Origin of the sequence: Streptomyces sp. NBC_01454, assembly GCF_036227565.1 — a bacterium.
Lineage (GTDB): Bacteria > Actinomycetota > Actinomycetes > Streptomycetales > Streptomycetaceae > Streptomyces.
The window spans coordinates 3641501-3655022 of the sequence record NZ_CP109460.1 but is presented as its reverse complement, the minus strand read 5'-3'; the positions used below and the strand labels follow the sequence as shown (position 1 = coordinate 3655022).

Annotated in this window: 11 protein-coding genes; 3 read left to right on the top strand and 8 right to left on the bottom strand. The window is 71.7% G+C overall.

Annotated elements, in window-relative coordinates; all coding sequences use genetic code 11:
- Position 1: 1 nt before the first annotated feature.
- Both OIU81_RS16005 and OIU81_RS16000 read right to left on the bottom strand, forming a co-directional pair.
- Positions 2-820: a nucleotidyltransferase domain-containing protein gene (locus OIU81_RS16005; protein ID WP_329148386.1), complete on the bottom strand. Its 819-nt coding sequence runs from the start codon at positions 818-820 to the stop codon at positions 2-4.
- A 176-nt stretch (positions 821-996) separates the two neighbouring features.
- Positions 997-1671 (bottom strand): Crp/Fnr family transcriptional regulator, encoded by a 675-nt coding sequence (locus OIU81_RS16000; protein ID WP_006604164.1) that lies wholly within the window; start codon positions 1669-1671, stop codon positions 997-999.
- A 182-nt stretch (positions 1672-1853) separates the two neighbouring features.
- Here OIU81_RS16000 and nth point away from each other — a divergent pair, with 182 nt between their 5' ends.
- From nth to OIU81_RS15985, 3 genes are read left to right on the top strand one after another with little or no spacing between them, the layout of a single operon-like run.
- Positions 1854-3122: an endonuclease III gene (gene nth, locus OIU81_RS15995; RefSeq protein ID WP_329148384.1), complete on the top strand. Its 1269-nt coding sequence runs from the start codon at positions 1854-1856 to the stop codon at positions 3120-3122.
- A 53-nt stretch (positions 3123-3175) separates the two neighbouring features.
- Positions 3176-3904: an NUDIX hydrolase gene (locus tag OIU81_RS15990; RefSeq protein ID WP_329148382.1), complete on the top strand. Its 729-nt coding sequence runs from the start codon at positions 3176-3178 to the stop codon at positions 3902-3904.
- Between the two features lie 13 nt (positions 3905-3917).
- Positions 3918-5117 carry a MarP family serine protease gene (locus OIU81_RS15985; protein ID WP_329148380.1) on the top strand — a complete coding sequence of 400 codons (1200 nt, stop codon included), beginning with the start codon at positions 3918-3920 and terminating at the stop codon, positions 5115-5117.
- Between the two features lie 62 nt (positions 5118-5179).
- Here OIU81_RS15985 and OIU81_RS15980 read toward each other — a convergent pair whose 3' ends face one another.
- From OIU81_RS15980 to OIU81_RS15955, 6 genes are all read right to left on the bottom strand, one after another.
- Positions 5180-5377 carry a hypothetical protein gene (locus tag OIU81_RS15980; protein ID WP_078568661.1) on the bottom strand — a complete coding sequence of 66 codons (198 nt, stop codon included), beginning with the start codon at positions 5375-5377 and terminating at the stop codon, positions 5180-5182.
- Positions 5378-5621: 244 nt separating this feature from the next.
- Positions 5622-6560 (bottom strand): alpha/beta fold hydrolase, encoded by a 939-nt coding sequence (locus OIU81_RS15975; RefSeq protein ID WP_329148376.1) that lies wholly within the window; start codon positions 6558-6560, stop codon positions 5622-5624.
- Entirely contained in the window at positions 6557-7015 is a 459-nt protein-coding gene (locus OIU81_RS15970) for a phage holin family protein (RefSeq protein WP_329148374.1), read from the bottom strand. Before OIU81_RS15970 ends, OIU81_RS15975 begins: the two co-directional genes overlap by 4 nt.
- A gap of 44 nt (positions 7016-7059) precedes the next feature.
- On the bottom strand, positions 7060-8454 hold the full coding sequence (gene nhaA / locus OIU81_RS15965) for a Na+/H+ antiporter NhaA (protein ID WP_443073997.1): 1395 nt from the start codon (positions 8452-8454) through the stop codon (positions 7060-7062).
- A 315-nt stretch (positions 8455-8769) separates the two neighbouring features.
- On the bottom strand, positions 8770-10734 hold the full coding sequence (acs, locus tag OIU81_RS15960) for an acetate--CoA ligase (protein ID WP_329148372.1): 1965 nt from the start codon (positions 10732-10734) through the stop codon (positions 8770-8772).
- Between the two features lie 148 nt (positions 10735-10882).
- Positions 10883-13219, bottom strand: coding sequence for a SulP family inorganic anion transporter (locus tag OIU81_RS15955; RefSeq protein ID WP_329148370.1), 2337 nt, complete (start codon positions 13217-13219; stop codon positions 10883-10885).
- Positions 13220-13522: the final 303 nt, after the last annotated feature.

Sequence of the window (13522 nt, the reverse complement as noted above, 5' to 3'; positions counted from 1 at the left end):
GTCAGTGGTCCCCCGGACGGGGCGCCTTCGCCCCGTGGACGGCCAGGTATGCGCCGGCCAGCCAGGGGGCGAGGCCGGCGAGCAGCTCGTCCAGCAGCTCCGGGTGGGCGGCGGGCGTCCGGGCGGCGCGGGCGGCGGCGCGCATCTGCCCGGCCCACGCCGGGTAGTAGCGGCCGAAGACCTCCGCGGACTCGGTGAGGTCACTGGTCCAGCCGCCCCAGCGCGGCATGACCAGGGTGAACCCGGTGCGCACGAGCCGCCGCGCCACGCCCCGGGTCAGCCGGGTACGCGCGGCCTCCGTGGTGGCCGCGGCGGCCCGCTCGCGCAGTCGTGGCAGGTCGCGGAAGAGAGCGCCGTTGGTCTCGCGGGCGAGGAGCGAGGTGGGGCGGTAGCGGGGCAGCCGGGCGGCGAGATCCGGGCCGCCGAGCGGGGTGCACAGGCAGGCCACGAACCACCCCAGGTCGTGGCGCTCCAGCTCGCTCAGCAGCCGGGCCGCGCTGAACAGCAGGATGCCCACACCGTTGATCTGCGGAAAGGCGGTGTCGAGGTCCTCCTCGACGGCGCGGGCGGCGGCGTGATCGGCGTCGGTGGGCTCCGCCCGCAGGGCGAGCAGCGCATCGAGGTCGGAGACCCCGGGGACGGCGGTGCCGCGCGGGACGCTGCCGAAGAGATAGCTGCTGTGCAGGCGCTCCGGGCCGAAATGCGCGCCGAGCCGGTCACCGAGCCCCGCCACGACGGGCGCGAACCGCGCGGACACGCGGTCCAGGGAGCCTTCCCGTACGAAGTAGCCGTCCTCGTCCAGTCCGGTGCCGTGGGTCATGGGCGCCACTATGGCGAAGCGGCCGGCGGCGCCGCGAGCGGTTAACGGTCCCGGGGCGGGCAGGGCGGACGCGCGGTACCGGGGCCGCCGCGCGTCCTGACGGCCCCGGTGCGCGGTTCGGCAATGACGAAGGGCCCCGCCGGAGCGGGGCCCTTCCAGGCAGTCCGTGCGCCGGGTCAGCGCGAGCGCTTGGCCAGCCGCTCGACGTCCAGCAGGATCACGGCGCGCGCCTCCAGGCGCAGCCAGCCGCGGCCCGCGAAGTCCGCGAGCGCCTTGTTGACCGTCTCGCGGGAGGCGCCCACCAGCTGGGCCAGCTCCTCCTGCGTCAGGTCGTGCACGACATGGATGCCCTCCTCGGACTGCACACCGAAGCGGCGCGACAGGTCGAGCAGGGCGCGGGCCACCCGGCCCGGCACATCCGAGAAGACCAGGTCGGACATCTGGTCGTTGGTCTTGCGCAGCCGGCGGGCGACCGCCCGCAGCAGCGCCGTGGCAACCTCCGGGCGGGCATTCAGCCAGGGCTGGAGGTCGCCGTGCCCCAGACCGAGGAGCTTGACCTCGGTGAGGGCGGAAGCGGTGGCTGTGCGCGGGCCCGGGTCGAAGAGCGAGAGCTCTCCGATCAGCTCCCCGGGGCCGAGGACGGCGAGCATGTTCTCCCGGCCGTCGGGGGAGGTGCGGTGCAGCTTCACCTTGCCCTCGGTGACCACGTACAGGCGGTCGCCGGGGTCCCCTTCGTGGAACAGGGCGTCGCCGCGGGCGAGCGTGACCTCTCCCATTGAGGCGCGCAGCTCGGCCGCCTGCTCGTCATCGAGCGCCGCGAAGAGCGGTGCGCGCCGCAGAACGTCGTCCACGAGATCTCTCCTTGTCGACATGCTCCGGGGGACTGTGGTCCCCATCATGCCGGAATGCAAAACAGTGCGATCAATCACAAGTTTGCCGGACCGGTGCCCCGAGCCATAAGGCAGGGGGCCGATTGGAGTCACGAATACCGGCGATCAAGCCGGATGTCGGTGGCTGGCCTTAGTCTGGCCGAGTGTCCAATACGCCGGTGAGAGCAGAGGACTGGGGGGCCGGTCGAGTGAGCGCAGGACGTGATTCCGCTGTGGGCGAACAGTCGTCCGGTCGCGCCTCGGATTCGGATGAACGTAACAAATCAACCTCCGGCGACGCGTCCGTCCGGAAGCCCGCCGTCCGGATGCCCGGCGCGTCGCGACCGTCGGCGCAGGACACCACCGCACCGACCGCCGCCGAGAAGAGCCCGGTAGGCAAGAGCTCGGCAGGGAAGAAGGCCGCCGTGAACGAAACCCCCGAGAAGCCGGCGGCCGCCAAGAAGGCCGTGGCGAAGACGACCGCAGCCAAGAAGACCGCAGCCAAGAAGACCGCAGCCAAGAAGACCGCAGCGAAGAAGGCCGTGGCGAAGAAGACCGCGGCCGGGACATCCGCCCCCGCCAAGAAGGTGACGGCGAAGTCGGCTGCCAAGACGGCCGCCGGGAAGCCCCCCGCCAAGAAGACCCCCGCGCGCAAGCCCGAGTCCCGGGTCGCCATGGTGCGGCGGGCCCGCCGGATCAACCGTGAGCTCGCCGAGCTGTATCCGTACGCCCACCCCGAGCTGGACTTCACCAACCCCTTCGAGCTGCTGGTCGCCACGGTCCTGTCCGCGCAGACCACCGACCTGAGGGTCAACCAGACCACCCCGCGGCTGTTCGCGGTCTGCCCGACGCCCGAGGACATGGCCGCCATGGACCCGGAGCGGCTGGAGGAGCTGATCCGCCCGACCGGCTTCTTCCGGGCCAAGGCGAAATCGCTGCTGGGCCTGTCCGCGGCGCTGCGCGACCGCTTCGGCGGCGAGGTGCCGGGCCGCCTGGAGGACCTCGTCACCCTCCCCGGGGTCGGCCGCAAGACCGCCAATGTGGTGCTGGGCAACGCCTTCGGCGTCCCCGGCATCACCGTCGACACCCACTTCGGCCGCCTCGCCCGCCGCTTCGGCTGGACCACCGCGGAGGACGCCGAGAAGGTCGAGGCGGACGTCGCCGAGATCTTCCCCAAGAGCGAGTGGACGATGCTCTCGCACCGCGTCGTCTTCCACGGCCGCCGCGTCTGCCACTCCCGCAAGCCCGCCTGCGGCGCCTGCGCCATCGCCCCGCTGTGCCCCGCGTACGGCGAGGGCGAGACGGACCCGGAGAAGGCGAAGAAGCTGCTGAAGTATGAGCTGGGTGGCCGGCCGGGGCAGCGGCTGAAGCCGCCGGCCGACTATCCGGGGCAGCCCGCGCCCCCGATGGCGCCCCCGGCGGCCGCCCCGTGAGGGCAGCCGTCCAGAGGTGACCGACGATCCACGCCAGGCCTGAGGGGGCGCGTATGAGAAGTGCACGGGAGCAGCGGTACGACGAGGAGGCGGGCATGCGTGACGCGGCGTCCGGTCCGGAGGTCCCGGTCTCCGCCGACGGCCTGCCCGACTGGCTGGCCCCGGTGGCCCGCGCGGCCGCCACGGTCCAGCCGCGCCAGCTCAGCCACTTTCTGCCGCCGGAGAGCGGCGGCCGGCAGTCCGCGGTGCTGATCCTCTTCGGCCACGGCCCCCGCGGCCCCGAGCTGCTCCTGATGGAGCGCGCCGGCACCCTGCGCTCCCATGCGGGTCAGCCCTCCTTCCCCGGCGGCGCCCTCGACCCGCAGGACGGTGACGCCGACGGGCCCGGCCCGGTGCGGGCGGCACTGCGCGAGGCCCGGGAGGAGACCGGCCTCGATCCGTCCGGGGTGCAGGTCTTCGGGGTGCTGCCGCGGCTCTACATCCCCGTCAGCGGCTTCGTGGTGACACCCGTGTTGGGGTGGTGGCGCCGGCCGAGCCCCGTCGGCGCGGTCGACCAGGCGGAGACCGCACGGGTGTTCACGGTTCCCGTGGCGGATCTCACGGACCCGGCGCATCGTGTGACGACGCGCCATCCCAGCGGCCACACCGGGCCCGCATTCCTTGTCGAGAATGCTCTGGTCTGGGGCTTTACGGCCGGAGTGATCGACCGGATCCTGCATTACGCGGGCTGGGAGATTCCGTGGGACCGTGACAAGGCGGTCCCACTCGACTGGCGCTCGTGAGACGGTGTCCGGCGTGAACGTCCTGGACATCCTGCTGCTGGTCGCGGCCGTGTGGTTCGCGATCGTCGGCTATCGGCAAGGTTTTGTCGTCGGCATCCTGTCCGTGATCGGCTTCCTCGGAGGCGGCCTGATCGCGGTCTATCTGCTGCCCGTGATCTGGAACGAGGTCACCGGCGATGCCACACCCGGTACCTTCGCGGCCATCGCGGCGGTCGCCATCGTCATCGTGTGCGCATCCGTGGGCCAGGCGCTCACCACCCATCTGGGCAACAAGCTGCGCCGCCACATCACCTGGTCGCCGGCCAGAGCCCTGGACGCGACCGGCGGCGCGCTGGTCAACGTCCTGGCGATGCTGCTGGTCGCCTGGCTGATCGGCTCGGCGCTGGCCGGTACGTCCCTGCCGACGCTCGGCAAGGAGGTCCGCAACTCCAAGGTGCTGCTGGGCGTGTCCCGGGTGATGCCCCAGCAGGCCAGCACGTGGTTCGCCGACTTCTCCTCGGTCCTCGCCCAGAACGGCTTCCCGCAGGTCTTCACGCCGTTCTCCAACGAGCCGATCAACAATGTGCCCGCGCCCGACCCGCAGCTGGTCACCAGCCCGGTGGCGGCGCAGGCCCGGCGCAGCATCGTCAAGGTCGTCGGTACGGCTCCCGGTTGCGGCAAGGTCCTCGAGGGCAGCGGCTTCGTCTTCGGCCGGCACCGCGTGATGACGAACGCCCATGTCGTCGGCGGGGTGCGCCAGCCGACCGTCCAGGTGGGCGGCGAAGGCCGCACGTACGACGCCAGGGTCGTGCTCTACGACTGGCAGCGCGACATCGCGGTCCTGGACGTGCCGCAGCTGAACGCCCCGGCACTACGGTTCGCCGGCCCGGACGCGCGCAGCGGCAACAGCGCTATCGTCGCCGGCTTCCCGGAGAACGGTGGCTATGACGTCCGCGCCGCCCGTATCCGCGGCCGTATCCAGGCGAACGGCCCGGACATCTACCACCGCGCCACGGTCCGCCGCGATGTCTACTCCCTCTACGCCACGGTCCGGCAGGGCAACTCCGGCGGCCCGCTGCTCACCCCGAAGGGTGAGGTCTACGGCGTCGTCTTCGCGAAGTCGCTGGACGACTCGCACACCGGTTATGCCCTGACCGCGGACGAGATCCGTGCGGACATCGCCAAGGGGCGTACGGCCGAGCAGCAGGTCGACAGCCAGGGCTGCGCGATCTGAGTCCGCGGGGGCGGCAGGCCGGGCGCGGTGCTTTCCGCGCCCGCCGGCGGGCCGGGGGTGTGTCAGGTGCGGGGATGGCGTAGTCGCGCGCTCATCCAGCGCGCTCTGCGGCGCAGGATCCGCGGGATGCCCATCGGGTGCGCCGGGTCGGGGGACGGTCCGGACCCGAGGTCCGGGGTTCCCCTGTCCTGAGTACCCACTGCAGCGGCACTGCTGCGGCGGTTGCGTGCCACGTCACGGTAGTCGTGCGTCCAGCCCATACTTTCGACTCTGCCCCTGGCCCAAGGTCGGTAACCGCCTCGGGGACGGCCAATTGGCCTATGCGCCGGGCAATTGGCTGTTCGTCATACGAGCGTTCGAGAGCGGGGTGCGGGTGCCCCGTTCAGCCGTGCGGTCCGCCCGCCCGGCGGGGCGCGGAAGTAGGGACGAACCGGGCGGAACGGGGGCCTCAACGGTGCGGCCCGGGGCGTGTGTTGCCCCGGGCCGCACGCCGTACGCGGCTCGTCAGCGGTCCGGTTCCGGGTCCTTCAGCCAGTTGATCAGCTCCGTGGAGAACGCCACCGGGTCCTCCTCGTGCGGGAAGTGCCCCAGGCCGTCGAACAGCCGCCAGCGGTAGGGCGCCTCGACGTACTGACCGGAGCCGGCCGCGCTGCGGGTGCGCATCACCGGGTCCAGAGAACCGTGCAGATGCAGCGTCGGCACGCGGACCGGCCGCTTCATCCGGCGGTTGAACTGGATCCCGTCGGGGCGGGCCAGCGACCGCACCATCCAGCGGTAGGGCTCGATCGAGCAGTGTGCCGTCGAGGGGATGCTCATCGCCCGCCGGTAGACCGCGAGCGCGTCCTCGTCCGGCTGCCGGGGACCGGACCAGTCGCGGATCATCCGGCCCACCAGCTCCGCGTCATCCGCCGTCAGCCGGCGCTCCGGCAGCCAGGGCCGCTGGAAGTTCCAGATGTGCGAACTCCGGGCGCTCTGCCGGACGTCGGCGAGCATCGCCGAGCGCCAGCGGCGCGGATGCGGCATCGAGGCCACGGCCAGCCGGCGCACCAGCTTGGGCCGCATCACCGCCGCCGTCCACGCGAGATAGCCGCCCAGGTCGTGCCCGACGAGCGCGGCGTCCGGTTCCCCCAGGGACCGTATGACGCCGGTGATGTCCAGGGCGAGGTTCGCCGGGTCGTAGCCGCGTGGGGTGCGGTCGCTGCCGCCGACCCCCCGCAGGTCCATGGCCACCGCGCGGAAGCCCGCCTCGGCCAGCGCCGGGAGCTGGTGCCGCCAGGTCCACCAGAACTGCGGGAAGCCGTGCAGGAGCAGCACCAGCGGGCCGTCGCCCATCTCCGCGATGTGGAAGCGGGCGCCGTTGGCCGCGACGTCACGGTGGGACACCGCTTTCCCGCCGGGGACGTCGAGCCGGACGACCGAGGCGGTGCTGTCAGGGGCTGTCATACCGATGAGCGTGTCACAGACTCCAGCATCGGGTGTTCCACCGGCGCCACACGCGGGTGCGGCTTGGCCTTCTGGAGCACCGCCGCGGTCTCCTTGGCGGAGCTGATGGAGCGCTCCGGCTTCTTGATCTTCTTCATCTTCGCCACCGCGAGGAGGGCCAGCAGCCCGGCGACGACCAGGAAGGCGCCGCCGACGATCAGGAAGGACCAGGCGAGCCCGAGGCCGAGGTTGTGGATGCCGTACGCCGCCGCGAAGCTCAGCACCGGCAGCGCGAACAGCGCCAGCGCGCCCGCCACCGTGAACGCGGCACCGCCGATGCCCGCCCGCTTGGCGTCCTGCCGGAACTCCGCCTTGGCCAGCGCGATCTCGTCGTGCAGCAGCGCGGACATCTCGGCCGTGGCCGTGGCCATCAGCTGTCCGAGGCTGCGTTCCGTGCCGTTGTCGGCTGCGCTCATCGCCGTCTCCCTCTTCTCGTCACCCGGAAGCAAAGCCTCTCAGATCATGCCGGACCATCGTCTCCGGCGTGCGTGCCGGAGGCCAGTTCGGCAAGCCGCCGGTGTTCGGCGGCCTTGGCTTCGTGGATGGCGGCCATCCGCAGGTGGTAGTCGGGCTTGTCGAGTTCGTAGATGTCCGGGATGCCGTCCTGGTCCTCGTCCCGCTCCTCGTCCTCGCACAGTTTCTTGTACTTGGTGTTGCGGACCTTGAGGAGGATGCCGGCGAAGACGGCCGCCAGCAGCGAGCCGATCAGCACCGATGCCTTGATCTCGTCGGTCAGGACCGGGTTTTTGGAGAAGGCGAGTTCGCCGATGAGCAGGGAGACGGTGAAGCCGATACCGGCCAGGGAGGCGACGGCGAAGACATCCGGCCACTTGAGGTCGGGGTTGAGCTGGGCCTTGGTGAAGCGGGCGGTGCACCAGGTGCCGCCGAAGATGCCGAACGTCTTGCCCACCACCAGGCCCAGCACCACGCCGAGCGTCTCCGGCCGGGTGAAGACGTCGTGGACCGCGCCGCCGGACAGGGACACGCCCGCGGAGAACAGGGCGAACAGCGGTACCGCGAAGCCGGCCGAGAGCGGGCGGACCAGATGCTCGATGTGCTCGCCGGGGGAGTGGGCCTCGCCCTCGCGCCGGGTGCAGCGCAGCATCAGGCCCATCGCGACGCCGGCGATGGTGGCATGCACCCCGCTGTTCTCCATCAGGGCCCAGATGACCAGGGCGAGCGGGACATAGACGTACCAGCCCCGGACGCCCTTGCGCAGCAGCAGGTAGAAGAGCACCAGGCCGGCGACGGAGAGCCCGAGCGCCACGAAGTTGATCGTCGAGGTGAAGAAGACCGCGATGATCAGGATCGCGAAGAGATCGTCGACGACCGCGAGGGTCAGCAGAAAGGCGCGCAGCGCGGCGGGCAGGGACGTGCCGATCACGGCCAGGACGGCGAGGGCGAAGGCGATGTCGGTGGCGGTGGGGACCGCCCAGCCCTGCAGTGAACCGCCGCCGAGACTGCTGACCGCGAAGTAGACGACCGCGGGCGTCACCATGCCGCAGATCGCGGCGATCACGGGGAGCGCGGCGGCCCGTCGGTCGCGCAGCTCACCGGCGACCAGTTCGCGCTTGAGCTCGATGCCGGCCACGAAGAAGAAGATCGCGAGCAGCCCGTTGCCGGCCCAGTGCTGGACGGACAGATCCAGGCCCACTGCGGACGGGCCGAGGTGGAAGTTGCGGACCGCCTCATAGCTGGCGCCGAGGGTGTTTGCCCAGATCAGAGCGGCTACGGCCGCGGCCAGGAGAAGGATGCCGCCGACGGTTTCGGTACGCAGAGCTTCCGCGAGGTAGTTCCGCTCGGGCAGGGACATGCGTCCCAGGAATATGGAGCGGCGGTTGTTGGGCGCACTCACGGGGGTGACCTCCGGCCTTCGGCAGCTGTGTACGGCTGTTGCAGTTGCCGACCAGACTTCCCGGCGCACCCAGAGTTTCTTGGCGTTTCGTTGACGCGGTTCCTACCTTACCGGGTGGGTGCGGGGCGCTGTCCGCTGGCCTCACTTTACGGGCAAAACGACCGCTCGGCCCTCCGGTGAACGGGCCGTGGCCGGTCGCCGGCCCGACGGATCCGGGCGCCGGAGGACGTGCGGCGGAACGGCCTGCCGGGTCGCCGGGTACGACGACGGGGGCGTCCGGCCGCACCGGCCGCACGCCCCCGTCATCCGTTCCGCTCAGTCCTCGCTTGCCGCGCTCGGCAGCTTCGCCTGGATCAGGTCCATGACCGAGGAGTCGGTCAGCGTGGTGACATCACCGAGGTCACGGTTCTCCGCGACATCGCGCAGCAGCCGCCGCATGATCTTGCCGGAGCGGGTCTTGGGCAGCTCCGCCACCGGCATGATCCGCTTGGGCTTGGCGATCGGGCCGAGCTGCTGGGAGACATGGGCGCGCAGCTCCTCGACCAGGCCCTCGTCCTCCGCCGCACCGCCGCGCAGGATGACGAAGGCGCAGATGGCCTGGGTGGTCTGCGGGTCGGTGGCGCCGACGACCGCGGCCTCGGCCACCTTCGGGTGCGAGACCAGCGCCGACTCCACCTCCGTGGTGGAGATGTTGTGGCCGGACACCAGCATCACGTCATCCACCCGGCCGAGCAGCCAGATGTCGCCGTCCGTGTCCTTCTTGGCGCCGTCGCCGGCGAAATACTTGCCCTCGAAGCGGGACCAGTACGTGTCGAGGTAGCGCTGGTCGTCGCCCCAGATCGTGCGGAGCATGGCCGGCCAGGGCTCGGTCAGCACGAGGTAGCCGCCGGCGCCGTCGGGGACCTCACGGGCGTCGTCGTCCACGACGGTCGCGGCGATACCGGGCAGCGGCACCTGGGCCGAGCCGGGCTTGGTCGTCGTGACGCCCGGCAGGGGGCTGAGCATCATCCCGCCGGTCTCGGTCTGCCACCAGGTGTCGACGATCGGCGTCGCATCGGCCCCGATGTGCTTGCGGTACCACATCCATGCCTCGGGGTTGATCGGTTCGCCCACCGACCCCAGGATGCGCAGCGACGACAGATCGAACTTCGCCGGGATGTCATCGCCCCACTTCATGCAGGCACGGATCGCGGTCGGCGCGGTGTAGAGGACCGTCACGCCGTACTTCTGCACGATCTCCCACCAGCGGCCCTGGTGCGGGCTGTCGGGCGTGCCCTCGTAGAGCACCTCGGTGGCGCCGTTGGAGAGCGGGCCGTAGGTGATGTACGAGTGGCCGGTCACCCAGCCGACGTCGGCGGTGCACCAGAAGACGTCGGTCTCCGGCTTGAGGTCGAACACCGCGTGGTGGGTGTACGAGACCTGGGTGAGGTAGCCGCCGGTGGTGTGCAGGATGCCCTTGGGCTTACCCGTCGTGCCGGAGGTGTACAGGATGAACAGCGGGTGCTCGGCGTCGAAGGCCTCGGGCGTGTGCTGGTCGCTCTGCCGCTCGACGAGGTCGTGCCACCACACATCGCGGCCCTCGTGCCAGGCGACGTCCTCCTGGCCCGTGCGGCGAACGACCAGCACGCTGCGGACGTTCTCGGTGCCGGGCCTGGTCAGCGCCTCGTCGACGGCGGGCTTGAGGGCGGACGGCTTGCCGCGGCGGTAGCCGCCGTCGGCAGTGATCACGACGCGGGCGTCGGCGTCGTTGATGCGGGTGGCCAGCGCGTCCGCGGAGAAGCCGCCGAAGACGACGGAGTGCGGGGCGCCCAGACGGGCGCAGGCCAGCATGGAGATGACCGCTTCCGGGATCATCGGTAGATAGATGGCGACCCGGTCGCCGCTGCGCACACCGAGCTCGGTCAGCGCATGGGCGGCCTTGGAGACCTCGCGCTGGAGCTCGGCGTAGGTGATCGTGCGGGTGTCGCCCGGCTCGCCCTCGAAGTGGAGCGCGACCCGGTCGCCCAGGCCGTTCTCCACATGGCGGTCCACGCAGTTGTAGGCGACATTGAGCTTGCCGTCGGCGAACCACTTCGCGAAGGGCGCGTGGGACCAGTCGAGGGTCTGGGTGGGCGCGGTGTCCCACGACAGTCGCTCGGCCTGCTCGGCCCAGAAGCCCAGCCGGTCTGCCGCGGCCTGCTCGTACGCGGCAGCCGTGACGTTGGCGTGCGCGGCCAGATCAGCGGGCGGTGCGAACCGCCGCTCCTCCTTGAGCAGGTTGGCAAGGCTTTCGTTGCTCACAACATCTCCCATTCCCAGGGCGTCCGAAGTGTCCCCAGGTCCTAGCTCATCAGCCCGTGCCTGGCCTGACAAGGGCTGTGGACAATTATTGGTGTAGACCACTGTACGGACGGCCCTTTTCCGGGCTGTCGAGGGGATGTTGCGCAGGTCAGGCCGTCACCGGCACCGGCTCGCCGCGGACGGCGCCGAAACGACCGGTGGCCTCGTCGAGCACGTAGGCCTGGGCCTCGCCGACGTGGAAATACATGCCGTGCAGGGCGAGCGAGCCCTCGGCCACCCGGCGGGCCACGCACGGGTGTGCCCGGAGGTGGTCGAGCTGCTGCATGACGTTGACGAGCGCCAGCCGCTCCTGATCATCATTCACCGGACGCTCGTGCAGGGCGACTTCTCCCCGCCCCAGTCGCCCGATGCGCTGCATACGTGCCAGGCTCGGCCGGCCGTGCCGCAGCCAGCGGGCGAGCGGGGTCGGTTCGGCCTCCTCCGGGGCGGCGGCGCCCAGCAGCGCTCCCATGGCGCCACAACCCGAGTGCCCGCACACCGTGATCGAGCCGACCCGCAGCACCTCCACCGCGTATTCGACCGCCGCCCCGACGGAGTCGCAGGAGGCGTCCGAGCCCGGCGGCGGCATCAGATTGCCGACATTGCGCACGGTGAACAGGTCGCCCGGACCGCTGGAGGTGATCATGCTCGTGACCAGCCGGGAGTCGGCGCAGGTCAAAAACAGCTGGGTGGGCCGCTGGCCCTCGCGCGCCAGCCGGGCCAGCTCCTCGCGGACGAGCGGGGCCGTATGGCGCTGGAAGGCGCTGACCCCGCCCAGGAGTTGGCTGCCGCTGTCCGCCGGCTCCGCCGCCCTGTCCGGGGCGGGCCGGGTGCAGTGGTGGTGGCGCCAGGGCGTCCACGGCCGGCAGGAGTGCGCGCCGGCCGCCTTGGCGGGCGGCCGGCCCGAGCGGCCCCCGAGGGTCACCCGGCCGCCGTGCGCCCGATGGGCGGTGGACCACGACTGCAGCGCCTCGTAGGCGGCATGGTCCATGAACGAGCCGCACAGCTCGACGACGACCTCGGCGTGCGCCGGCACCCGGGCCAGCGCCCGGGTCAGCCGCGGCACCGCCAGAAACGTCAACTGCCCGCTGACGTACACCCGGTAGCCGTCGGGTTCCTCCGTCACCGTGACCCGGGTGCGGGTCAGCCGGCGCAGCGCCAGGAAGACCGCGACGGCGATGCCCGCCGCCACCCCCTGGAGCACACCGAGGAGGATCACACCGCCCAATGTGGCGGCGTACACAGGGAATTCGCGGTGCCGCCGCACATGCCGGATGTGCGCGAAGCTCACCATCTGCACGCCGACGACCATCACCAGCGCGGCGAGCGCCGCCAGCGGGATCGCCTCCAGCGCGGCGGCCAGCAGGCCCGCGCACAGCAGTACCCACACGCCGTGCAGCACGGTGGCGCGCCGGGTGACCGCGCCGGCCCGCACATTGGCCGAGCCGCGCATCGCGCCCCCGGAGACCGGCAGCCCGCCCAGCAGCCCCGAGACGACATTGGCCGCCCCCTGGCCGGCCAGCTCGCGGTTGAGCCGCGCACGCCCCGCCGGCGGGCCGGGGCGCTCGGCCGCCAGCCGGTCGACGGCCAGCGCCGAGAGCATCGATTCCATGCCGGCGACCAGGGTGACAGTCAGGACCGCGGCGGCCAGGGCCGGCACGGATGCGTCCGGCAGCGCGGGCAGCTCGGGCACCCGCCAGGACGGCAGCTCGACGCGCGCCACCGACGTGCCCGCGCTCACCGCCGTCGCCGCGAGCACGGCGGCCAGCGGCGCCGGCAGCACCCGCGCCCACCGCCCGGCGCGGCCCGGGAGGCGCCCCCAGCCGAGGAGTACCGCCACGGTGACGGCGCCGATCAGCAGCGCGACGGCGTGCGGATGCGCCAACTGGCCGGGCAGCGCCGCGGCGTTGTCGAGCGCCGAGCCGTCGGGGCTGCCGCCGAGCACCACATGGAGCTGTCCCACGGCGATGGTGACCCCGATGCCGGCCAGCAGGCCGTGCACGATCGCCGGGCTGACGGCCGATGTCGCCCGGGCCGCGCGCAGCGCCCCCAGGGCGAGTTGGGCGAGACCGGCCAGGACCGTGACGGCGCAGGTGGCGCGCCAGCCGTAGCGCTGGACCAGGTCGGCGGTGACCGCCAGGAGGCCGGTCGCCGCGCCGGTCACCTGGAGCGGGGCGCCACCGAGCAGACCGGCGACGAGACCGCCGGCGACGGCGGCGACCAGGCCGGCCTGGAGCGGGGCGCCGGTGGCCAGGGCGACGCCCAGGGACAGCGGGACGGCGAGCAGGAAGACCACGACCGAGGCGGAGATGTCCCGCCGCCAGACGGCGGGGCCGGCCCGCTCCGTACGGGAGGTGGGCTCGGCCGCCGCCCGGGGCCCGGGAGGGATCTCGGGGTGGTGCTGGGTGCGCGGCGGCTGCGGCGGCGACTTCTCCATCTGCGACATTCCCGTCTCCTCCGGGGCGACGCGGTCGCGCGGGGCGCGATCGTGGGGCGGCGGTGTACTGCGGCGGGACGCGAGCCGGCCGGCGGCCGTCGCTGTGGAGTGACGGTCCGGTGACTCTCAAGCATCGGTAAATGAACCGTAATGGCAGGTAAAGGTCAGGAGAAGACTTTGCGGGCAAACGCCGCAATCCTTCCCTCCATCAGGTGAATATGATGACTAATCACTTGCACCTTTAGTGCCTTTTCTTGGTGTATGGAAGCTTGCACGCAATTATCCGATTAATCACTCGGAAGGTGCGCACAG

What these genes read in the sequence shown, in the direction of transcription:
- OIU81_RS16005 (WP_329148386.1), bottom strand. Translation starts at nt 820, where the DNA reads ATGACCCACGGCACCGGACTGGACGAGGACGGCTACTTCGTACGGGAA.
- OIU81_RS15990 (WP_329148382.1), top strand. Translation starts at nt 3,176, where the DNA reads ATGAGAAGTGCACGGGAGCAGCGGTACGACGAGGAGGCGGGCATGCGT.
- OIU81_RS15980 (WP_078568661.1), bottom strand. Translation starts at nt 5,377, where the DNA reads ATGGGCTGGACGCACGACTACCGTGACGTGGCACGCAACCGCCGCAGC.
- OIU81_RS15975 (WP_329148376.1), bottom strand. Translation starts at nt 6,560, where the DNA reads ATGACAGCCCCTGACAGCACCGCCTCGGTCGTCCGGCTCGACGTCCCC.
- OIU81_RS15970 (WP_329148374.1), bottom strand. Translation starts at nt 7,015, where the DNA reads ATGAGCGCAGCCGACAACGGCACGGAACGCAGCCTCGGACAGCTGATG.
- OIU81_RS15955 (WP_329148370.1), bottom strand. Translation starts at nt 13,219, where the DNA reads ATGTCGCAGATGGAGAAGTCGCCGCCGCAGCCGCCGCGCACCCAGCAC.